This window comes from Bacillus sp. FSL R9-9492 (genome assembly GCF_038007365.1).
Lineage (GTDB): Bacteria > Bacillota > Bacilli > Bacillales > Bacillaceae_G > Bacillus_A > Bacillus_A mycoides.
Genome location: NZ_JBBOXC010000002.1, coordinates 266,284 through 289,433 on the forward strand (window position 1 = coordinate 266,284; position 23,150 = coordinate 289,433).

A 23,150-nucleotide genomic window follows, 5' to 3' on the forward strand; every position below is an offset into this window, starting at 1 on the left:
CCCATCAACATAAGAACGGAAAAAATTAAAAGAAGTTTAGACTCTCATGTCCTGCTAATGAGACAAGAAAGTAAATCCTTCATTAATATTTTTGTTACTAATATAGAACTGAATTTTAACTTCACATCTATTTAATATTTGCTATTTTTACAAAGTACCCACTTTGGTGTCTTCGTTAAAAAAAATACCCATTTTCTTGTCTCGATATATGGACAAAAAAATGGGTACTAAATGAAATGTATCTGTAGATAATTCAGTATTGTACCCTATAAAATAAGTTCCTACTTTCATGTCTTTGTACACCTATCTTGTTGTACAAAGACAAGATAGTCTAAACTTTCATTTTTGGAACTTGATTGGGACAAGAAAATCCAAACTAAAATTTTATAGATTTACAGAACTAAATCCATGTAATCTTGTGTGAACGTATAGGTTTAAATACTACGTTACTTTATTTATAAAGAAAAGACACCCTAAGATGCCTTTCTACTCTGTAACAAATTTAAATACATAGTACATAAAAAATAGACAAGATAGATATGCTAGTCTGCCAGCAATCGATTCTCTCATAAATTTCATAAGTATGACTTTGACAAGCAATGCTAAGAATAACGGTATAAACAGTACCATAGCAAGTTTGATCGCTATATCATTTATTGTTGGATTAAATGGTTCAAATTTAATTATAATATTCACTTACCTTTCTATTACCCTTTTATTTATATAATATAATTATATAAATTCTCCCGCTAAAAAAACACCCTAAGGTTCCTACTGGAATTGTTCTTTACGCTGTTAATCCAAATAATTGATGAATAAATTCTTATTGATTGTGAAAATACTGATTCCGTAAATCAACCTGATCTTTTTTATCATATGCAGGGCTGCTACTCCTATATGATATTACCCTATATAACAAAAAAGCACCGCTATGGATGCTTTAGCCTACATATTCTTCAATTTTATTAAAGATACCATTAATAGCAGGTACTACGCATGCAGATGCTACAATTGCAGAAATAAGTTTAACAAAAAACAAGCTTACAGTCATATTAACACCCCCTGCTCTAATAATAAGCAGGAAACATTACATGAATCTCTAAATCTTATTATATTAATATTTATTTTTGTTTATCTTTGTAACAAAGATAAACACGTTCATTAAAGAGCGTGTTTTAATACTGCTACTAATTCATTTATACTTTTCATTTCTTCAATGAAGTCTTCATGTCTTGAATATAGCCAGATGTTATACTATAACGTTTTTATGTTTTTTCAATTTAATTAGCATGACCCAGTATTTGTATGATTTTATCAGCTTTGGAGTTTTGAATATGATAGTACATCTCTAACCCTTTTCTTTCAGCTTTCAGTGCTTTCCCTTTCATTTTGGATAAATGTTGCGATACTGTTGATTGTGGAATATCCAAAATATTAGTTAATTGTGTTACATTTAATTTCTTGCTCTTAGCCAATTCACTAACAATTTGTAGACGTATTGGATGAGCCATAACTTTTAATAGTTCAACGTTTTCTTCAGAAACTAAACCTTGTATATTATCATTATTAAATTTGTTCATAATACAACCTCGCATTCAATTTATATTTTATTCGAATTATTTAATGTATATTCTTAATATTATTATATTAAAATTCTCTGTATGTTTAACTATAAGTTAATTATATAATTTTAACTTGTGCTATGCGTGAAGTTAAAATGTGTTTGTCGTGAAGTTTTTTAAATGTTTTTAGTAATTAAAAAAGATAAAAAGAAATTTTATCTCTTTGTATTAATGCAGTATAAAAATACTAATGTCATCAATATACCCATTTACACTATAGATAAACTAGCTTAGGATATCAAAGGTAATTATTTCCTGAATGAAATTCATTACCTTTAAGGGGTAGCACCAATGTACAAAGACATGAAAATGAATAATTTTTAGACAAGAAAATAGAGCCTTTATGAATATCTTTTGTTATTTATGTAGAATTGAATTTTAACTTCACATTTAATTAGTATTTGCTATTTTTACAAAGTATCCACTTTGGTGTCTCCGTTTAAAAAAGTACCCATTTTCTTGTCTCGATATGTGGACAAGAAAATGGGTACTAAATGAACTTTCTCTGTAGATAATTCAGCATTTTCCAATATAAAATTAGTTCCTAGTTTCATGTCTTTCCACACCTATCTGTTGTACAAAGACATGAAACTCTAAACTATTTAGACAAGAAAGTTTAAACTAAATTTTTTTAGATTTATATAATATCCGTTTAATGTAATATTAAACAATATAAATTATTTTGAAAGGATATAATTTATTTAAGAAAAATCTTCAAAAATTCTTACTTTTAGGGATTAAATGTATTATACGTATAAACGTTTCAACATTTGTTTCATTTATAGTTTGATATTAATACTTGAACGGATCTCTTTTGCTTTTTGTTCCGCTTCTTTTACATTAGATGCATGCCCTAATTCTACTAATAATACAGTTGCAACCGTACCTGTACGATTACGTTCACCAAAACAATGGAAAAATAATTTCTTATCTTGTTCAACAGCTTCTTTGACAGCCGCAATTGCAGTTTTTACTGACTTATCTTGTCCCTCTACACCTTCTACAATCGGATAAGCATGACGTGTAGTTTGGCCTTTGTGTAGCAATGGAACAGGATAACGCAACAAGCATTATCGGACATTAGAAATGATAAAAATGTACTTTTTATATGAAAATGGCTTAATTTTAATGTCAGAGGATTATTATTCAATACAACTTTATAACGGATATCCTGATAACGGAGCTATTGTCCTAACTGGTGGAACGGTTTTCTATGATAAAAAATAAAAAGAGTAGCATTTGCTACTCTTTTTTTGCCCTCGACATGAGGTACAACTTGGTGGTGAGCGTCTTTATATAAATTATCTAGGGTAAAGAATGAGATTTGCCGAAAACAATTCTCCGGCAAGTTCGGTATGTGCTGCATTTTTGAAAAGTTGAACATGTACGAATGTATTCTCCTTAGTACCATGCCAAGTGTCATTTATATTTAATGATTTTAGTGGTGTACTAGAGGAAAAGTATCCACTGGTCATATCATGAAAAGCAGAATTTGAACCAGAATACGGAAGTCCCATATCATAATATAATTTACTACATGTTCCACTCGTTTCAATTTTAGCGTTCACCGTTTTATGAGTTTTTTCATACTCGGTGCGATCGGTATAAACTCTGGCTTTACAATCAGGTCCTCCCGCTGTTACTTTATACCAACCTCCTACTGCTGCTTCAGTTTTACTGGATGTAATAAAAAATCCACTACACATTAAACCTAATACCAATACTAATTTTGTTAAATGTTTCAAATTCTTCACTCCTTTTTATATTATTATTTTAATATTAGCATATTTACCTCTCTATGTGGGTAATTTTGGTATATTTATCAAGTGGGTTCTGAATAGTCTGTGTATTAACGTTCTTTCCTTTCTATAATCAAAAAAAAGATAAATACCTAAATAGAGGGTGTCGTCACATCACAATCAAGCTAAGAAAATACAACTACCCTCAGAACGAAATTTTGTGCTAATTTCTCAAAGTAACTATCTGTAGAGAAAGAAAATTTTCGTTTAGGGGGTACTTCAAAACCTTAGCTTGATGGCGATGGGGTATTTGCATTTCTTAGCTTGATGGCGATGGGGTGTTTACATTTCTTAAGTTGATTGGCATGGGCTGTACCCCTTTATTTATAAGTTTCGGCACCGGAACCACAATATTTATATGTCATTCGATTTGATTTAGGAAAAGTATTCCTAAATCCTAACTTATAATAAAAAGTGACTAATTCGGCTTGATTTAGCTCATTTCCTAGTTTCTGTACAGAAGTACAAGCAATCAAATTTAGTTCTGAAAGATTCTGAGATTTCCCCCAAGCGATCGCTCTTTTCATCATATATGTAGCAAAACCTTGGTTTCTGTATTCCTTAATTACACCAAGCTTTTCTATCTTTGCCTTACCTTCAATAATTAATCCAAATTCTAGTTTTCCAATGAGTGTAGCAAAACTTTCAAATTGAAGATCAAATCCTAAATCAAACATCCATTGCTCAACAGGACAATCTAGCTTATAAATATAGATTGCAGTAGTATTAGTACAATCCAATAAGTCACTAATCATATAATTAGTGTCTTTTAACAGAATATGAGGATATTCTTTACAACGTATATTACTTTTTCTTTGTTGTTCGTCTCTTTTTTTATAGAAAGACAGTTCTCTGAGTGACTTGTTTAATTTAGTTTTACGACAAAACATTGATTTTCTCTCCTTTTTATAAATTAAAATTATCATCAAAACAATTATATTAACTAGAGGTAACGCCGAGATACATGTAATTTTGAGTCATAGTCTTTTTATTTCTAAACAAAATCTATTGAACTTATAACTACGATTTATTAGGTCCATAAATCGTATATGGAAATAAAAGTAATCCTATAACCTATTTTTACACGTATCTCGGCTGTACCCCTTATATACTTATACAAATAATTTAGCCCTTTTTAAGAGTTGAAATTACGTTATATATAAGGAGTGGTTTGAATGAAGAACAAATTTACACGTATGATTATGTTAATGGTGGTAATGGCCTTATCAGTTACAGCACTTGCGGCATGTGGAGATAATCGTGATCCTGAAGAAGTTGCTACAGCATATTTTGAAGATGCAAAAGACGGAAATGCAAAAGATTTTGGAGAGTTATTTACTCCAGAAGCAAAAAAGATAGTTGGTTTTATTGGCGGAAATGCAGAATTAATGAAGATCTTAAAAGCTATAAGATTAGAAAAGTTGAAAAGAAAAACGAAATTGCTACAGTAACTGTTGATGCTGTGTATAAAAAAGATTCTAAAAACGATTATAAAAAAGTAATCGTAATTGAATTAGAGAAAACTGACGAAGGTTGGAAAATTAGTAAATCATAAAAAAACGGTCTAGAATTCTAGGCCGTTTTTTAGTTCCCTCAATCTTCTTCGAAATCACGTAGACTAGCAAGCAATTCTGTAAATGTTGAGCAAACAGGATATAATGCTTCCTCTATGTTTTCCTCCTCATGCTCCCAAAATACTACTGTTGGTGATTCGGGATTGCTACGGTAATCAAAACACAGATGATTCCCAAATGAATCCTTACCAAAGGGATATACTTTATTTGCTAATCTATCTTTTATATCATCATAAACTTGAATGATTGAATTTCTACTTTCTAAATCAAAAGTTAAAAGTTTACTAAATACATTCTCATCCTGTCCAGGTACATCGAATATTTTTGGTCTTGGATAACCACTATCATATTTTTTTACACATTCTACAAAATCCATAGGGAATTTAATATTGAAATATTGTTCTACTTTCTGAATGTTTTCATCTGTAATTTCTTTTTTATTTACTCCAATCCAAGTAACGTTGCTCATATATACTCCTCCTTACTTATCGCTGTCTTTTCCCCAAATTTTATATCCACCAGTGTGACCTGTTTTCCTATGTGTTTCATAATCAACAAGTTGCATTCGTCCTGCTTCTTGATAATGATGCCATGTATAATTTTCTGGTACCTCGCCTAGCTTAAATAACTCTATTTCTTCTTCTGTGAATTTTGCAGCTAACTTAGGGTCTTTCATTATTTGTTCGTATAATGCTTTACTACATATTCTATCATGTGTTGGTCTAGATTTTTTTAAATCAGCTTCTTTTAATTTAATTTCAGAAACGGGTTTAAAAATAGGGAAACCATCTAAATCATACGGAATGCCTGTAACTGGATGTTTATTTCCCGCTAACTCACCCAATCTTAATCTTATTGTTTTCGGACCATTTGGCCCCTCATAAGTATATGGAGCTGCTTTCCGCAAGTACTGTTGAATACTTCCGACTCCCGCATATGAAAGATGATTTCCAGCTTTGAATTCATAGTTGTTTAATATATGTAATGCATTTCTGTATGCCGGAGAATTAATTACAAGTGATTTCCCTTTAGTAAAACCTGTAATAGCAGCTACCTTCCCAACTTGTCCTGCTTTACTAAGACCCTTATCACCCAGAAGTCCGAGTCCTAACGTTGCTATACCATAAGCTACATAATGCTCTCTACTTTCCATATCTCCATTCCAAAGATTGTTTACAAATGAATCTGATAGAGCATTCAATGCAGCAGGAATAGTTTCCTCATAGTTTACAATCGCATCTCGCATATTCAGCCAGGTTTCTTTATCACCTAAGGATATCAGTCCTTCCCACGCATCCACTGCACCATCTATAAAACCGGTAGAAATACCAGTCCATGCAGCATTTAAATCCTTTGTATTCAAAAATGACTCTTCTGATTTTGGAGGAAGTTTTCCACACATGGCTCCTTCTTGAATATCAGAGTCAACTAAATTTCCGCCATACAACTCATCGGCTTCTCTGAACTTAACAGCTGCACGTTCTAATTCTACTGCAATTTTCTCTAATTCTTGTAAAACATTAAACATCATTGGCTTCGTGTCATTAAACATATAATAGAATCGATCACTCGTTGCACCACTCCACTGAGAGGCTATGTATTCTGTTTGGTTATATAAATCTTTATGTATACACTCTAGCGCTGATCTCGCATCTCTTACGGTTCTTGCCGATTGTTCTAATTGTTCCGGTGTTACCTTAATTTGTGTGCTCATTCCATCCCTTCTTTGCAGATATATTATGAAAATTATAACATATCTAATATCAATACTAGTTTATCTTTTAAATATTGCGGTGGCTTTATAAAAAAGATTGATAATTTGTAATAAAGTTCGATAATTTTAAAAAAAGTTTGATGAAAATAGTTTAAATGCGATGTATGTTCCTATTTCATTTTTTCTAGACTATGAAAAAATTGTACTTTTCCAAATCAAAAGTAAAAACGTAAGCGTCAAATATTCCCCACCAAAAATTTGTAAATAATCTATGAGATAATCTCCTTACATATTACGTGTGGAGTTTTTTATATGAAAAGACACCTATTAATCTTTTGTAACAAAACAGATTTTTGACTGTTTTAATTTTATCAATTTATGTTCGAATATTTAAATGATAAATTTTTATACTTTTTTTGTATAAATTTTTGCATTCTTTATATATATATCAATTGTAAAATTGTTGAATTTTTGTAAACAGCGAATTATTATGCGAAAAATGAATATTTTGTATTTTTTTGTCTATAATTATATGTTGAACTCTTTATATAACGAATATACAATTTAAATTGATAAGAGGGAACTCTACAATAATATTGAAGGGGATGTTTAATATGAGAAAAATGAAAAGAATTAAAGGGGCAGCTTTAGCTTGTGCAATCGGTTTAAGTTCATTTAGTTTTATTAACGTAACAAGCGCTAGTGCGGCAGAAAACACCTATGCCACATCAAATAAAACAGCTAAGGGTCTTGCAGTCTGTAACGCACAATATGAAAATACAAAAGTACGAACTGAAGCAAGTACGAGTTCAAAAATAGCGTATAATGTTGCTAATGGAACTAGATTTACTGGTGAATGGGTAAAAGGACAAACTGTCAATGGAACTAATCAATGGTTAAAATTTTACGACTCAAACTGGAAAACCCATTTATACGTTTCAAAATCAGTATGTAACTAAGTACAAAATATAAGAAAAGGCACTTCATCAAGTTCCCCCAATAATTTTTTGGGGGTCTTCGTATATGCTTTAAATGGAAGTATGATCAGCTTGTTTATTGACCAAAAAATAAAAATATGGTATGTTTACTGTAGATTAGATATATATTGAATGCATACTCAATATATATAAAGTATAGTATTTAACTGAATTGCATAAACTAAAAAAGACGAGATGCTGTAACATCCCGTCTGCTATGTAACTGCTGCTGTAAGGTGGTTGGTTGCAAATTTTTAGTTATTTTCTTTTTGAACCACCTTTTGTCTTGCCTGACGCGGTGGTTCTTTTACGTTTATTATTACTTTTAACCAACCTATTTGCATAAGCGGTTGCATAAGTTGTTACGAATACTGTTATGAATAGCTTCGTAGCATCTTGTAATAATTGAAGTAAAAAATCCATATCGGTTACACCTCCTTCCCCTCTTATATTAAGAGAAAGAAAGGGCGCAACCTCCCACCACACGTCTTCAGTTACTAACTATATTATACCATAATCCCTATAGTATTAGGATATTATTAAAGTAACACTTTTAATTTTGACAGTAGCTTTGTAGAATAACCTTTAATAAATCAATTAAATTATATATAAAATTAAATAGTTTTTTCATTTTAGTAAAATAATAGAAAGGAATATATATCATGAAATTCGAAAAAATGAAACTGCTATTGAAAACATACAGGTTATTAATTTTAAAAAGATACTATATTCTTCAATTTAAAAGAGAAAAACAAGATAAGTATGAACGTATATCCCCTGCACTTGTAATATCTAAAGAAAAGAAGATCTATATGAAATTTAAGCCTGATGCTTTAGCTGAGTTTCATAAGGATATAAACCTCGTAAAAGATGGAAAAATAGCAAACGACCTTGTTCAATTATTTTTATATGAACTAGATTTAGAGAAGATAAAAGTTAATAAAACTAGATACACAGATTATTCCATGCAAGTAAGTCGAATAGTGCTATTAAAGGTAATTAGGGTATTAAGAAAGGAAATGAAGATTCAATATATTGATTCGAAGACATATGGTCGTATGTCCCTAGAACAATTAGAGCATCTAGGGGTCCCGCCACATCGCTATCAAGCTAAGATTATGCAATGTCAATTTTAGGAGAGATTGTTTCTTTTTTCTAAAGAGCAAGTGTAGGTGATTGAAAGATTTGCATACGAAATAAACCCTAACGGGTTTCACTTTTTTGAATTAAGCGGCTTGATTATCAGACAGGGTACAATTGTAAACGACACCTAATATATCAAAGACCGTTTTTTTCTCATATCGATGAGACTTCCGCCCGTTTTGCTGTAGGAGATTGAACAGGCGAAGTAACACCTTTGATAGCTCTTGGATGTTTTTTTGTATAGTTTGGAATAGAAGAAGAAAATAGTCTTTAATCATATATATGGCTTTATACTCACTAAGCTCTCGTTTTTTCTTCATGAGGAGCAATTGGCGCATTTGAAACATGATAGAAGAACAGAGTAGAATGGCAATCAATTGACCATATAAATGGCACTCCAATCGTTCTGGTTTTATCTTTTTACAATGATGGATTTGAAAGAATGACTTCCACGTTTTAAATAAAATTTGTCGGGTAAAGAACTGGCGCGGTATCAGTTATGACCCGTCTCCAGCCCCTCCCCATAAGAACTGCTCGTGAAGTTTTCCCTCAAGCAGCTCACCCCATAAACTTCATCAAAAGGGTTATGAGACCTATCAGATGGCAGACACTTTTATCAATATCTTCCCGAGCTTTCGAGAGGACGAACTTTCCAGTCCCAGTAGAGTCCTAGTACACCATAGAGATATTCATTACTCCATCTCTGCCATCCAATGCTACGCTTTTGTCGCCGTTTCCTTCTCGTCAATAACGTACGGACTTTCATCTCTGTATAGTCTCGTACTTTACTAAAAGCTCGACTAGAATTCCCAACCCGGAAGTAATTCACCCATCCAATCAGTACAGTATTGATTTGTTTTACTAAATCTTGTGCAGGCTTGGCGCCTGCGTTTCTGATTAATTCTCGGATTTTTGCTTTCACTTTCGTACAGGCTTTCTTCTTCGGGGTAATAAGAACAAAGTATCTACTCTTATTTCGATTAAGTACTCGCCTCAAATCAAATCCTAGGAATCCGAAGGATTCTCCTTTTAAAACATTAACCACTCGGGTTTTCTCCAGATTCAGTTCAACTCCCAAAGGCTTTAATTGTTCCCACAGTCGTCGCAATGCCAATTCAGCCCATCCACGTTTACTAGAGTGTCCGCTTACAGTGATAACTATATCATCAGCAAAACGGTGATAGTTTACAGCCTCGTAATGGTTTTCTGTTGTCTTACGTCGAATGGCATCAAATGTCCAATCTACTTCATTGAGGTAGATGTTTGCGGCTAGGGGAGAAAATGGTCCCCCTTGCGGGACACCAATCTTTCCTGTCACCTTGATTACCTGTTTTACAAGATGCATAACTTGCGAATCTTGGACACGCTTTGCAATTTTCTCCAAAAGTATGTGGTGTCGAATTGTATCAAAGTAGCGTGACAGGTCAACATCGATTACTACAGTCATCCGGCGCAATATGCTACGTCGCACTTCTGCCAGTGCTTGATGTGGAGAGCGTTTTGGTCGGAATCCGTAGGAATTTGAACAGAAATCAGCTTCAAAGATGGCTTCCAATATGAGTTTTAGCGCTCCTTGGACCACGCGGTCCCGTATACACGGGATTTGTAGTGTCCGCATTTTTCCGTTTTCTTTTGGGATTTCTACTTTACGATTAGCTTGTGGTTGATATGTTCCAGCCTGTAGTTCTGCTTGGATATTCTTTAAAAACGGCATAACTCCCTCTAGCTCTATATCAGCGAAACTTTTCCCGTCGATGCCTGGGGCACCGTTGTTTTTCCTCGCTTGCTGATATGCTTCATGAAGGGTTGTTATTTTGGTAATGTGGGAAAATAGTCCCCAAAACCGATGCGTAGGTTCAGACTTCGCCTTTTGATAGATTCGTCGCCTTAGTTCCTGCAAAGTAATAGGTGTTTTTATCATGGCACCCTTGCCTCCTTTGGTCGTACGAAATATTTACAGGTTCGGACCCTTCCCTCCCCGCGCATTTTGCTGCACGCAGATCTCTGGTACTACGATCCGTTCCGCCACCCTGACACCTACCGTTCTCACTTCCCGATCGCGGTTATAGAGACGGTCTCCTCGATGAGGTTTCTTCATCGGGTGTCGAGGGCTTCTCCAGTTTCCACATTATCTTTCTCTCCATGTCGCCGCTGATACCCCGCCGGTGAGAACTGCCGTTCCAGACTCGTTTCGGTCAGTTCTTGCTGCTTTCGCACGTTATCGACCGTCTCAGCCACCGGAATTGCGTGTAACGAGGCTACGTCTACGTTCACTGTACGTTACAACCTGGAGATTTGCCCACATGCCTTTTGCATGTGATGTCAGAGGGCTTCGCCGTGTCGCTTTCACTTCATGGCGCCTCTCAGGCTACGGGAGTGGAGTCTATTCTCCCGATTGGACTTTCACCAACTAGATAATGTGTCCTTATCTGGACACGCCGATTTGCCAACGCAAAGAATACCAGTCATGTACCTGTCCCATCGGGACAATATCTGTAGGGGTGTTTGTCATATATACATTGATACCACTGAGTCGTTTACTACGAGGAGAATACTTCATTCCTTTCTTTTTTTCTCTTACAACTTGATCTTGTAATCGTTTTTGTTGCTGTTGTTTTGTTAATCGATGAACAATTACACGAGCTGGCACTTTATCAATCATTCCTACATAAGCATCAGCTATTTCACATGTTTGTCCTGGTTGAAGGGAGTTCATTAACGTCTCCATATCTATCTGTATATACTCTGTACCTTTCTTAACTCTTCCGTCTTGAAAATAATTAGGGTTAGGATTTTTTTGATAAATACGTGTATTCGACTTGATACGAGAGATATAGTAGGCCTTATTGTCTTGTATATGTTGAAGATCTTTCAAATGAAAATACCCTAAATCTCGGATACATAAATCATTCGCTGCCACAGTTGGAACACACAGAGTACCGTAGGTTCGATCATGTTGTTTACCTGGACCTGTATGAATATGAAGGAACTGTCCACTTAATAGATCATACTCAAGCTGAATCTTTACCCCCGCTGTATGGCTGCATCCTCCTGCACCTGGATAAACCGATGAAAATACATCCGGGAGTTGAAATGCAGTTGAATCTAAAATACGAATACGCTTGAAAACAGAAGTGTATGGAGAAGAAATCGGCATAGATGCGGCCAATTTTTTGCTTAGTAGTTCGGCTAGTAGGTGTTGTAAAAGTTGGACGGCCGCCTTATTAAATCGTTGATTCAGTCCCTCAGGACTGATGAGTACTGCTGTTGATGCTTCTAAACATCTAGATAACTGAGTTAAAGAAGTCATAGCTACATTTTGGCTCACCCATACACATAAAGCTACTAAATCTTTTGCTTGGTACTTACTGGTTCGTTGTACAAAACCAACATCTCTAGCAAGATTTTGTAAGGTATTTGGAGATAAAAAACTTTGAATCTCTTGAGCAAATAATTGTAATTCGTCAGACACAGAAACAGACATAAAAAAACGCCATCCTTTCCTATGATTCTACAGAAAGAATAACGTATTTTTTTCATTTTGAGGATATTAAATATAAGTTAATCTGTTATTAATTTTGAATAAATACTTAGATCAATAAACTTTTCATTAGATTTTTCACACATTCTCATTGTCCCTTCGAATGTAAAGTTTAACTTTTGTAATACTTTTATTGAATTGATGTTTTCCGATTCAACTTTTGCTTCTATTCTATTGAATTCTAAAGTACTAAACGCATAATCCATTAAAGAGAGAATGGCTTCTGGCGCATATCCCTTACCCCAAAAAGCTTTACTAATATCGTAACCAATTTCTGCTTTGGCGTTTTTGAAATCAAATGAATTATAACCACAAGAACCGATAATTTCATTTGATTCTAATTCAATTATTGAATAACGAATAGCTCTGTTTTCCCGAGATAACTTATCAAGCATTTCAATCATATCTACCGCTTGGCTTTCATCAGTGAAACTATTGATATTCATAAATTTTGTAACTTCTGGATCAGACCAAATTGTAAACATGCTAGCTGCGTCTGATGCTTTCATTTTTCTTAAAACTAATCTTTCGGTTTGTAGTTCTGTAATCAATATTTTTACCTCCATTATGTTTTTATTTTGGGGTCAAGATATTGATATCTGCGCATAGTTCAGTCCCTTCGTGTTTCAAGATAATATTATTATAAAAGCTATAAAGGATGAAACAATAAATTTCAAAAATTTGGTTATGTCACAATTTATGATCAATGCGTAATAAAGAAAAATGAAACAATTGTATTGTGATTTTTAAACACCTTTAATTTTATTCTTATTTAACGTTCGTTGAGAGCAATTATTTTTTAGTTGCTGTATTTCCCATTGCAATAGAAATTCTATTCCAACTGTTGATTTGATTAATTACCAGAACAAGGTCAACATATTGTTTCTCGTCATAGTGTTCACGTACTCGCTTATATAGGTCTTCAGGAACTCTTTTAGTGGGAATTAGAGTAATATGCTCAGATAGTTCAAAAGCAACTTTCTCTTCAGGTGTATAAAAATCGCATTCATTCCAAACATTCAAGCAATAAATTCGTTGTTCGGTTTCACCTATCTTACGAGCATCGGATGTATGCATATCCATGCAGAAAGCACAACCGTTAATTTGAGAGACTCTAATCTTTATAAGTTCTCTAGTAATTCGATTAATTGTAGACTTCTTAGTGTACTTCTCCATATCCATCATAATTTTCATGCCATCAGGTGCAACATCATAGTAGGAAATTCTTTGACTCATAAGGCAAGACCTCCTTTGATTTTAAGATATTTATAATTATACCTTCATACGAACGTTCGTGCTAATTTTTTGTTTGTAAGGCATTCGAAATCAAAGAGAATTTCAGTTGTAGACAGTGTAATTAGTTGTTTCATGGTACGTAAATATCGCAAATGAGTAACCGTATTTTTCAAATAAATATTTTCACTTTTTAATTATTTTATTATTACCGTCAGAATAAATTGAATAACTTTATTAATTTTTTAAATGATTTTATTATAAATGAAACAATTTTATTATCACCAAACAACTACATAATTTTGATCAAACTTTATTCGAAAGCTACAGAGTTTTTATCTTCCTATAGTTATTTTTAGGGATTTAGTTAATTTTTTCGTTTTGGAGAACAACTAATTTCTTAGCTTGATAGGCATGGGGTACCGCCACATCGCTATCAAGTTAAGCTCATACAACGTCAATCATAGTAGAGATTGCTTCTTTTTTCTAAAGGATACGTGTAGGGAATTTAAAGATTTGCATACGAAATAAACCCTAACGGGTTTCATTTTTTTTAATTAAGCCGCTTGATTATCAGACATGGTACAATTATAAACGACACCTAATATATCAAAGACTGTTTTCTTCTCATATCGATGAGATTTTCGCCCATTTTGCTGTAGGAGGTTGAACAGGCGAATTAGAATCTTTGATAGCTCTTGGGTGTCTTTCTGTATAGCTTAGAAAAGAAGAAGAAAGTAATCTTTAATCATATATATGGCCTTATATTCACTCAGTTCTCGCTTCTTTTTTATAAGAAGTAATTGCCGCATTTGAAACATGGTAGAAGAACAGAGTAGAATGGCAATCAATTGCCCATACAAATGGCATTCCAATCGTTCTCGTTTTATCTTCTTACAATGATGAATATGAAAGAATGATTTCCACGTTTTAAATAAAATTTCGATTTGCCAACGTAAAGAATACCAATCATGTACTTGTCCCATCGGGACAATATTTGTAGGGGTATTTGTCATATATACATTGATACCGCTAAGTCGTTTACTACGAGCAGAATACTTCGTTCCCTTCTTTTTTTCTCTTACAGCCTGATCTTGTAATCGTTTTTGTTGCTGTTCTTCTGTAAGTCGATGAACAATTACACGAGCTGGCACTTTATCAATCATTCCTACATAAGCATCAGATATTTCGTATGTTTGCCCTGGTTGAAGAGAATTCATTAATGCTTCCATATCTATCTGTTTATATTCTGTTTTCTTCTTTAGTTTTCCATTTTGATAATAATCAGGATTAGGATTTTTTTGATAAATACGTGTATTTGATTTAATACGAGAGATATAGTAAGCCTTTTTATCTTGTATATGCTGAAGATCTTTCAGATGAAAATAGCCTAAATCCCGAATACACAAATCATTTTCTTTCACGGTTGGAACACACAGAGAACCATAGGTTCGATCATGTTGTTTTCCTGGACCTGTATGAATATGTAAAAACTGTCCACTTAATAGATCATACTCCAATTGAATTTTTAATCCCGCTGTATGGCTGCATCCTCCAGCACCTGGATAAACGCTTGAAAAGGAATTAGGTAGTTGAAATGCAGTTGAATCTAAAATACGAATACGTTTGAAAACAGAAGTATAGGGAGAAGAAAACGATACAGATGAAGCTAATTTTTGGTTTAGTAGTTTGGCTAATATCTGTTGTAAAAAGTGAACAGCTTCCTGATTAAATCGTTGATTCAGTCCCTCAGGACTGATAAGCACTTCAGTTGATGCTTCTAAACAGCTAGATAGCTGAGTTAAAGAAGTTGTAGCAACTTTTTGGCTCATCCACACACATAAAGCGATTAAATCCTTTGCTTGGTACTTACTCAATCGCTGAACAAATCCAACATCCCTAGCAAGATTCTGTAAGGCGTTTGGAGATAAAAACCTTTGAATTTCTTGAGCAAATAATTGTAATTCATCAGATATAGAAATAGCCATACAAAAACGCCATCCTTTCCTATGATTCTACAGAAAGAATAGCGTATTTGTTAAGTGACAATAAAGTTGTTTAATTCTTATTGGACTAACACGCAGTTTAGTGCAATAATCAAAGGTAAGAGAGAATTCCCACCTTTACCTTATTTTAACTTTAGCTCTAGTATAGGGTATGGACGTCCAGAAGAATCTGTTTCCGTTTCATTTACTATAAAAAAGCCATTATTAATATAGAATTTAGTTGCACTCTTATTGTCTTTATTTACATCAACGGATGTAATATCAAAGTCATTAATTAAAGAATTAATAATAGCTTTACCGTATCCTTTACCTATTTTATTAGGTTTTAAAAATAACATTTCTAAGTGTTGTTTATTTATAGCAGAAAAGCCAATTAAATCCTCTTTCTCATACCATAACTGGACATTAAGATGTGGGAAATATGAGGGTATTTCTTTTTTAAACTCTTCTCTATCGGTATCTCTTAAAAAGTGATGAGTAGCTAAAACCGACTCTTCCCATATATTCAAAATTGTATCATAATCTTTTTGATTTGCTTTTCTATATATCATGAATATCTCTCCTTTAGTTTTAAATTATCAACTCCTTCCCAATAAGTATTTTATGATTTTCATGTTATATAGCCACGAACTTAAAATGTTCATTAATAAAACCTCCAAATAAACATTTATTTAATTAAATTACAATATCAAATATTTATTAATATCTTTAAACGGATAGAAATTAAACAACTTTAAGGAACTTTATTACGATACATTGTAGCAAAGTTCTTGTATTTTTCATATCTAAGTTCAATAACTTTATTATCATTTTACAGTATTTTTTCATTTTAGGGGGTATTTTGTTTTTTAGCTTGATAGCGATGGGGTAGCACCACATCGCTATCAAGCTAAGGGAATCCATAGGGGATATGTGAGTGTATTTTTTTGAAATTTCTATGACTACACTAAAAATGTGCATAACAAATAAGCCTACCAAAGGGTGTTTTGAAAAATATTATGCAACGTTGGAACTCCTTAACAACGTACATTCATACATAATGCCTAGGATATCAAAGACTGTTTTCTTTTTGTAACGGTGAGATTTCCGTCCATTTTTCTCTAAAAGGTTGAACAGACGTAGGAAAATCTTTGATAATTCTTGAATGCCCTTTTGTAACCCTTGGTAAAACAATAGATAATAATTCTTTATTATATAAATGGATTTGTATTCACTTAACTCTTTCTTTCTCTTATCCAAGAGTAACTGACGCATTTTAAACATGGTAGATGTACAGAGTAAAATGCTAATAAGTTGCCCATATAAATGGCATTCTAAGCGTTCTTTTTTAATTTCTTTGCACTTCTGAATTTGAAAGAAGGATTTCCATGTTTTGAACAAAATTTCAATTTGCCAGCGTAATGAATATAAATCATGGATATGCTCCGTTGGAACATTTTTTGCAGAAAGATTTGTAATATACACGTTGATTCCACTCAACCGTTTACTTCGTTCTTTGTAGGTAATACCTTTCTTTTTTTCTTTTTTGGCTTGTTCCTTCAATCTTTTCTCTGTTTGTTCCTTTGTTAATCGATGAATAATAACACGAGCTGGTAATTTTTGATACTGTCCAATGTATGCTTCTGAAATTTCTAGTGTTTGACCAGGGGGCAATTGATTCATGAGTTCTTCCATATCTAATTGAATATAGAGTGTTCCTTTCTTCACGGTCCCGTTTCGAAAATACTCTGGCTCATCATTCTTACGATAGATTCGAGAATTTAATTTCAAACGTGATACATAGTAAGCTCCTTTATCATGGATTTTCTGTAAGTCATGTAAGTCAAAATAGCCTAAATCTCTTATATACAAGTCTTTTGGTTGAATGGTTTTCAGGATTTTTGAACCAAAGGTTTTATCATTTTCTCTTCCTTCTCCTACATAAACGTACAGGAACTTCCCACTCAATAAGTCATACTCCAATTGAATTTTGACACCGGCCGTATGACTACTTCCACCTGAACCTTGATAATATGAAGAAAACTTATCTGGAAGCTGAAATGTTGTAGAATCTAGAATTCGAATGCGCTTAAATATCGTGGTATATTGATGGATTATTTCTTGTGTTGAATGAATTCTTTGGGTTAGAAGGTTAGCTAGAACTTGTTCAAGAAACTTTACTGCGGAAGCATTAAATCGTTGGTTAAGTCCTTCAGGACTGATAAGAACACCTGTAGATACTTCAAGACAACTACATAATTGCGTGAGTGATGTACTTGCGACCTGTTGACTAAGCCATACACATAAAGCAACTAACTCCTGTGCTTGATATTTACTCTTTCGCTGAACAAATCCTTTTTCTTTTGCTAGGTGTTCTAGAGTATGAGGTGACATATGTCTTTGTAATTCTTCAGCAATCAATTGAAGTTCGTCAAGAATCGAAAGATTCATAAAGAAACGCCATCCTTTCCTATAATTCTACAGAAAGAATAACGTCTTTTTTGCTTTATGGGTAGTATAATAACTTATTTGGGTGGCCATGAAATCCTGCTGAAAATATGTGGATTGTATATGTTAAAACAATTCCCTATTCGTTAAGGTATATCGATTTTTCAATCATATTAAACAAATGACCAAAACTATTCCTTGTTTTCTTGCTGTTCTTCTTGTTCTTTATCATATGGATTATCGATAATCGAAACAGCTCGAATATGCACATCTGGATACTGTTGACGGATCTGACTCTTCGCATCATCAAAATCGGAAGCTACAACTTTTTTATAAAATACAACTTCAACCATTTGGTACTCTACAGAATAAACTCTCTTCGTTTCATTATCCATGTTTCTGCACTCCTTATGACTGGCGCACCAGTATTTTATCGATCAACCCATAATTTAGTGCATTTTCAGCAGTCATAAAATTGTCACGCTCTGTATCACGTTGAAGTGATTCAACACTCTGCCCTGTTCGTTCTGATAATATTTTGTTAAGACGTTCTCTCATATGCAAAATTCGTTTTGCACTAATTTCAATATCGGTAGCTTGCCCTCTTGCGCCACCAAGCGGTTGATGAATCATCACTTCAGCATTCGGCAAGGCAAAACGTTTTCCCTTTTCCCCTCCTGCAAGTAAAAATGCTCCCATAGAAGCTGCCATACCAACACATAAAGTACTAACATCAGCTTTTATAAGTTGCATCGTATCAAATATAGCCATCCCTGCTGTTATAGACCCTCCAGGAGAATTAATATAAATGCTTATATCTTTCTCTGGATTATCTGCATCTAAAAATAACAGTTGTGCCACTACACCATTTGCAACTTCATCTGTAATTTCACCTGTTAGCATTATAATGCGGTCTTTTAATAATCGAGAGTAAATATCATACGAACGCTCACCTCGACTTGTTTGTTCAACTACATAAGGAATAAGATTCATTTTCATTTCCTCCACTTCATATTAAAAATCAATTCGATACTTCTTCTCTAGCTCAGATAATTGATTGTTTATTTGTAGTATTTTAGGTCGAATGTTAACAAATCCACTATCTTCATCTTCTTCAGTCATCATTTCTCCTGTAAGAAATTTTTTCACGAGGTCAATCACTTCATAATCAACAACTAACTCATCCATCTTATCTTCGTTAACAATTAACATCGAGACAGACTGATTTATACATGTTTCCCGCCCTTGTTTATCTTTATATGTTAAATCCACAACAACCTTTTCTTTTTCGCAAGGCATTGGTTCTTCAGTAAAGATTTCAATTAAAAGTTGGAGCTTTTCTGAAGTATTATCGATAAAAATCGTACCAAACTCATTTTCATAAAATCCATTCTCATTTTTAGAACGAAACATACCGTTTGGTAGAGAAATAGCAATTTCAGCAGAAGCATTAGACAAAGAAGCCGGAATTTCAATCAACATATGATTTGTCCCTGCTTCATTTTCAATCATCGACTTTGCTAGCTTGATTTTCATCATTTTTCTCCTTTTAAAATTTGTGAAACAGAGTTAATAACTTGCTGTTTCAATTCAGCTGAAACATTCGCACTTAACGTAATAAATACATCATCATTTACTTTATGTGTTTCATGCTCAAGAATTTTATCCGATTGATAAAAAGTCATTCGTTCCCCAATCTTTATAATTTCTTTAAGAGATAGCCCTTTTAGCTTTTCTTGAATAGAAGCAAGTGTTTCCCCCGTTTTAGATAATGTAATTATCGCCCGAAAATAATGCAAATGCTTCTCTGTATAAGCTCTTTTATTCCCCACTAGCTCTAAAGGAGGCACAATTTCAATTTGCGTATAATACCGAACGGTTCGTAAATTAATGTTCGCCCCTTCCTTTTGTAAGATTTCTGTAACCTGCTTTGCAGTATAAATATCCATAAAACTCACCCTTTACACTAAACTGTAAACTATACACTTAAGTGTATAGTTTACAGTTTAGTGTAACTCTATTCGTCTGTCAACCAATTTATAACATAAAATAAGCCAAATACCCTTATCGTAATGGTACTTGGCTTTATAAACTTCATTCTCATAATTAACTGTAGTAAGATGGAATTCTTGTTTTGGGGGTATTTGCACATCACCATCAAGCTAAGATTTTGAGGTACCCCCAAAACGAAATTTTTATCTCTTGGCAGTTATTTATGTAAATTTAACTCGTTTTTTTCGTTTTAGGGAACAACAGATATCTTAAGTTGATGGCTATGGGTATTAATTTTTTCTTAGCTTGATGGGCATGTGGCGATACCCCACATCCATCAACTTAAGAAAAATAAATGCCTCAGAACGAAAAAATCACTTCTCTAAGGCTAGTGATTTATAAGAATTTAGCTCATTATTTCGTTTTATGTAACTACGAATTTCTTACCTTGATGGCAATAGGAGATTTTAGTGGGAAAAAATATAAAAAGATTTCATCCGGTATGATGAAATCTTTTTATATTTTTCTTCTAATTTATTTATTAAAATTAGAATTTTTATTACTATAGAAACCTAATATAATAACAAATGGAGCTAATAGAATACTTAACCAGTGATTTAATTTATACGGTAAATTCATATCAAAAATAATGGTAGCAATCATAACAATTAGAGTTAATATAGCTAAAAGATAAGTAATTATTTTCATTAGTAATCATCCTTGTATATTAAAGTGATTATATAAAATCATTAGTATTTACATTAATATGTTTTTTTATTGAAATTGATTAGTCCCCCTGCGAACAATACAATAAAACTAATCAATACAATTAATATACTTTTTGTAGAAATAAATAATAGCCCTGTGTCACTACCTGAAGGTAACATAGCTAAAAGGGGTTGACTCCATGGATAAATTGGACCAAATCGTTCAGATTGACTAATTATCATACCAGGTATCGTTAGACCAACACATACTACCATTGGAGCAGCAAAGCTGGACCATATTGCGGAAAGCCACATTTGAAGTGCTATTAAAGGTAATGTTGTAAATATTCCACCTATTAAAGATTTGAATATATATGTTGTAGGAAAAGGGCCTGTTATCCCGCAAATAGAACCTACTATAATTATTTCTAAAAGGAATAAAAGTTGAGTAATAATTATAAAAAATAGCACAAAAATAGCTTTAGTACAGTAAAGCTGATAACGTTTTATAGGCTGAACTAGTAATTGCTTCCACCCACCATGTAAATGATCGTGACGGCAGATAAAAGCAGTAAAAATTCCAGTTAATAATGGGAGAAAGATCATAGCGTGTATTATTGAAGCAAATGAATAAATCATTTCCCAATTATTTAAATATGCTAATGTATCACTCACTTTTAGGTAAGTTAACATCCCTGTTAAAAGGGGACTAATAAATAATAGTAGCCAGATTTTTGTCTTTTTAATCTTATGGAATTCAGCCAAAAATAATCTTAAATTTAGCATTATTTATCCACATCCCTTCTTACAAAATCAAATGTTGCTATCAAAATTAGTAAAACCCCAACTGTAGCCCCTAACAGTGTAGTTGTATTTGATTTACTTGCAAGTAAGGGTAATTTCCATATAATCCAATCTGGCAAGGATTCTGAGAATAGTGCTAATACTGTACCTAAAACCCCCACTATTAATGTGATTCCTTGATTTTTATAAACAATGGATAACCATAATTGTAATGCTAAAACTGGTAAGGCAGAAAAGTAAGGGAAAAAACTAATTTTTATTACTTTTGACCATGGAATAGAATATCCAAAATCTAATCCTATACCTAAAAAAATACTCCCTATAAAGAGAATGGAGCAAGATATAAATAATAAAATAAAACTTAATATAAATTTAGCTATAAATATTTTTCTTTTTTCTATTGGTAGTATTAAAAGGTGTTTCCAAGAAGTAGAGCTGTGTTCTAAATGGGCTATTATAGAAGTAATAATTGTAATCCCTAGTAGTATTGCTGGAAGGGAAAGAGACTGAACATTTGAAAGTAGCCCTCCCCACAAATCATTTTTATATTTTTCTATCAAGTAATCGTATCTTAAACTGAAATTTATTGCTTGAAGTACAATAACACCTATTGGGGCTATCATTATTAAAAACCAAACCCACTTACGCTTTAATTTAAGAAATTCAGATGCTAAGAGGGATTTGTACATCGTTTTGTTCCTCCTTTACGATGTTTAGGAAAATATCTTCAAGTGAATTTTTTTCTTCCTCAATACGGAATACAGATATATCCTTTGCTACTAAAGCTTTCACAATCTTAGCTATAGCTGTATTATCAGTATTAGATATAATAATTTTATCCTCCTCCATCACTGACGGTATACCACTAGCAAGAATGATTTTCCATGCTTCCTTAGGTTTATTAACTAAAATCTTAATTGAATTATGTGAATGTTGTCGTAAAACTTCAATTTTATCTTGGAAAATGAGCCGTCCCTTTGAAATAATCCCAACATATGTAGCCATCTGGTCTATTTCACTTAATAAATGACTTGATACTAGTATAGTAATGCCTCTTTCCTTAGCAAGGCTCTTTATTAATTCACGCATTTCATGTATCCCTTGGGGATCAAGTCCATTTGTCGGTTCATCTAAAATTAATAATCTAGGATCACCAAGTAATGCAATGGCAAGGCCAAGACGTTGTTTCATGCCTAAAGAGTATTCTTTAACTTTTTGGTGTGCTGCATTCTGCAGTCCGACAGTTTTTAAAACAGCATGTAGTTTTTCTTTTGGTATATTTCTTAAAAGTCTATAAACTTCTAAATTTTCAATTGCGTTGAGATGTGCATAATAAGAAGGATTTTCCACTAGTGCTCCAACTTCAGATAAAATAGATAAACGATTTTCATTTAAATCTTTACCGAAAATTTTAATATTGCCTTCAGTCGCTTTAATTAAGCCTAATAACATTCTAATGCTAGTTGTCTTTCCAGCGCCATTTGGTCCTAAAAACCCATAAATTTCACCTTCAGGAATTTTTAGATTTACACCACTAACCACACTACTTTTTTTATATTTTTTAGTTAGATTATTTGTTTCAACAATATATTTCATATAAACACCACCTTA

Annotated in this window: 21 protein-coding genes and 5 pseudogenes; 3 read left to right on the forward strand and 23 right to left on the reverse strand. The window is 33.0% G+C overall.

All coding sequences use genetic code 11. The features are described 5' to 3' along the window. Nucleotides 1-486 precede the first annotated feature (486 nt). The 5 genes and pseudogenes from MKY70_RS29545 to MKY70_RS29565 form a co-directional block, all read right to left on the reverse strand. Entirely contained in the window at nucleotides 487-696 is a 210-nt protein-coding gene (locus tag MKY70_RS29545; RefSeq protein ID WP_341026715.1) for a hypothetical protein, read from the reverse strand. 584 nt (nucleotides 697-1,280) lie between these two features. Then, the gene (locus MKY70_RS29550; RefSeq protein WP_341026717.1) at nucleotides 1,281-1,580 is read right to left on the reverse strand and encodes an ArsR/SmtB family transcription factor; all 300 of its coding nucleotides are present in this window, start codon (nucleotides 1,578-1,580) and stop codon (nucleotides 1,281-1,283) included. 821 nt (nucleotides 1,581-2,401) lie between these two features. Next, nucleotides 2,402-2,650 (reverse strand): annotated as a pseudogene (locus MKY70_RS29555) (protein-tyrosine phosphatase family protein); the annotation flags it as partial. Nucleotides 2,651-2,923: 273 nt separating this feature from the next. After that, entirely contained in the window at nucleotides 2,924-3,367 is a 444-nt protein-coding gene (locus MKY70_RS29560; RefSeq protein WP_341026722.1) for a hypothetical protein, read from the reverse strand. 374 nt (nucleotides 3,368-3,741) lie between these two features. Further along, entirely contained in the window at nucleotides 3,742-4,311 is a 570-nt protein-coding gene (locus tag MKY70_RS29565) for a GNAT family N-acetyltransferase (protein ID WP_341026724.1), read from the reverse strand. A gap of 285 nt (nucleotides 4,312-4,596) precedes the next feature. Here MKY70_RS29565 and MKY70_RS29570 point away from each other — a divergent pair. Continuing rightward, nucleotides 4,597-4,976: pseudogene (locus MKY70_RS29570) on the forward strand (DUF4878 domain-containing protein). A 38-nt stretch (nucleotides 4,977-5,014) separates the two neighbouring features. Here the strand turns inward: MKY70_RS29570 and MKY70_RS29575 are convergent. Together MKY70_RS29575 and MKY70_RS29580 are read right to left on the reverse strand one after the other, a co-directional pair. Beyond that, nucleotides 5,015-5,464 (reverse strand): SMI1/KNR4 family protein, encoded by a 450-nt coding sequence (locus MKY70_RS29575; protein WP_341026726.1) that lies wholly within the window; start codon nucleotides 5,462-5,464, stop codon nucleotides 5,015-5,017. Nucleotides 5,465-5,476: 12 nt separating this feature from the next. Continuing rightward, nucleotides 5,477-6,709 carry a WXG100 family type VII secretion target gene (locus MKY70_RS29580; RefSeq protein WP_341026728.1) on the reverse strand — a complete coding sequence of 411 codons (1,233 nt, stop codon included), beginning with the start codon at nucleotides 6,707-6,709 and terminating at the stop codon, nucleotides 5,477-5,479. Between the two features lie 614 nt (nucleotides 6,710-7,323). Between MKY70_RS29580 and MKY70_RS29585 the strand changes: the two genes are divergently transcribed. After that, entirely contained in the window at nucleotides 7,324-7,668 is a 345-nt protein-coding gene (locus tag MKY70_RS29585) for an SH3 domain-containing protein (protein WP_002139605.1), read from the forward strand. 276 nt (nucleotides 7,669-7,944) lie between these two features. On the opposite strand, the gene MKY70_RS29590 is transcribed toward MKY70_RS29585, so the two are convergent. Further along, the gene (locus MKY70_RS29590; RefSeq protein ID WP_002139607.1) at nucleotides 7,945-8,109 is read right to left on the reverse strand and encodes a hypothetical protein; all 165 of its coding nucleotides are present in this window, start codon (nucleotides 8,107-8,109) and stop codon (nucleotides 7,945-7,947) included. A 239-nt stretch (nucleotides 8,110-8,348) separates the two neighbouring features. Between MKY70_RS29590 and MKY70_RS29595 the strand changes: the two genes are divergently transcribed. Further along, nucleotides 8,349-8,822: a hypothetical protein gene (locus tag MKY70_RS29595; protein WP_341026732.1), complete on the forward strand. Its 474-nt coding sequence runs from the start codon at nucleotides 8,349-8,351 to the stop codon at nucleotides 8,820-8,822. Between the two features lie 90 nt (nucleotides 8,823-8,912). Here MKY70_RS29595 and MKY70_RS29600 read toward each other — a convergent pair. From MKY70_RS29600 to MKY70_RS29670, 15 genes and pseudogenes are all read right to left on the reverse strand, one after another. Continuing rightward, nucleotides 8,913-9,299: pseudogene (locus MKY70_RS29600) on the reverse strand (IS4 family transposase); the annotation flags it as partial. A gap of 146 nt (nucleotides 9,300-9,445) precedes the next feature. Further along, nucleotides 9,446-10,750 (reverse strand): group II intron reverse transcriptase/maturase, encoded by a 1,305-nt coding sequence (gene ltrA, locus MKY70_RS29605; RefSeq protein ID WP_085312016.1) that lies wholly within the window; start codon nucleotides 10,748-10,750, stop codon nucleotides 9,446-9,448. Between the two features lie 513 nt (nucleotides 10,751-11,263). Further along, nucleotides 11,264-12,313 (reverse strand): annotated as a pseudogene (locus MKY70_RS29610) (IS4 family transposase); the annotation flags it as partial. 77 nt (nucleotides 12,314-12,390) lie between these two features. Continuing rightward, the gene (locus MKY70_RS29615) at nucleotides 12,391-12,921 is read right to left on the reverse strand and encodes a GNAT family N-acetyltransferase (RefSeq protein ID WP_088321624.1); all 531 of its coding nucleotides are present in this window, start codon (nucleotides 12,919-12,921) and stop codon (nucleotides 12,391-12,393) included. 241 nt (nucleotides 12,922-13,162) lie between these two features. Then, nucleotides 13,163-13,606 carry a carboxymuconolactone decarboxylase family protein gene (locus MKY70_RS29620; protein ID WP_341026733.1) on the reverse strand — a complete coding sequence of 148 codons (444 nt, stop codon included), beginning with the start codon at nucleotides 13,604-13,606 and terminating at the stop codon, nucleotides 13,163-13,165. A gap of 554 nt (nucleotides 13,607-14,160) precedes the next feature. Continuing rightward, nucleotides 14,161-15,591, reverse strand: a pseudogene (locus tag MKY70_RS29625) (IS4 family transposase). Between the two features lie 140 nt (nucleotides 15,592-15,731). Then, complete coding sequence (locus tag MKY70_RS29630; protein WP_107888341.1) at nucleotides 15,732-16,160, reverse strand: GNAT family N-acetyltransferase; 429 nt, start codon at nucleotides 16,158-16,160, stop codon at nucleotides 15,732-15,734. Nucleotides 16,161-16,605: 445 nt separating this feature from the next. Beyond that, nucleotides 16,606-18,039, reverse strand: a complete 1,434-nt coding sequence (locus tag MKY70_RS29635) for an IS4 family transposase (protein WP_341026734.1) — start codon at nucleotides 18,037-18,039, stop codon at nucleotides 16,606-16,608. 188 nt (nucleotides 18,040-18,227) lie between these two features. Then, entirely contained in the window at nucleotides 18,228-18,431 is a 204-nt protein-coding gene (locus MKY70_RS29640; RefSeq protein WP_341026735.1) for a hypothetical protein, read from the reverse strand. Between the two features lie 13 nt (nucleotides 18,432-18,444). Next, entirely contained in the window at nucleotides 18,445-19,029 is a 585-nt protein-coding gene (clpP, locus tag MKY70_RS29645) for an ATP-dependent Clp endopeptidase proteolytic subunit ClpP (RefSeq protein WP_341026736.1), read from the reverse strand. A gap of 21 nt (nucleotides 19,030-19,050) precedes the next feature. Further along, nucleotides 19,051-19,572 carry a hypothetical protein gene (locus MKY70_RS29650; RefSeq protein WP_341026738.1) on the reverse strand — a complete coding sequence of 174 codons (522 nt, stop codon included), beginning with the start codon at nucleotides 19,570-19,572 and terminating at the stop codon, nucleotides 19,051-19,053. Next, nucleotides 19,572-19,985, reverse strand: coding sequence for a MerR family transcriptional regulator (locus MKY70_RS29655; RefSeq protein WP_341026741.1), 414 nt, complete (start codon nucleotides 19,983-19,985; stop codon nucleotides 19,572-19,574). Before MKY70_RS29655 ends, MKY70_RS29650 begins: the two co-directional genes overlap by 1 nt. A gap of 804 nt (nucleotides 19,986-20,789) precedes the next feature. Beyond that, nucleotides 20,790-21,521 carry an ABC transporter permease gene (locus MKY70_RS29660; protein ID WP_341026743.1) on the reverse strand — a complete coding sequence of 244 codons (732 nt, stop codon included), beginning with the start codon at nucleotides 21,519-21,521 and terminating at the stop codon, nucleotides 20,790-20,792. Further along, nucleotides 21,521-22,228: an ABC transporter permease gene (locus tag MKY70_RS29665; RefSeq protein ID WP_063225639.1), complete on the reverse strand. Its 708-nt coding sequence runs from the start codon at nucleotides 22,226-22,228 to the stop codon at nucleotides 21,521-21,523. Before MKY70_RS29665 ends, MKY70_RS29660 begins: the two co-directional genes overlap by 1 nt. Next, nucleotides 22,203-23,135: an ABC transporter ATP-binding protein gene (locus tag MKY70_RS29670; protein ID WP_341026745.1), complete on the reverse strand. Its 933-nt coding sequence runs from the start codon at nucleotides 23,133-23,135 to the stop codon at nucleotides 22,203-22,205. The genes MKY70_RS29665 and MKY70_RS29670 overlap by 26 nt, the downstream gene beginning before the upstream one ends. Nucleotides 23,136-23,150: the final 15 nt, after the last annotated feature.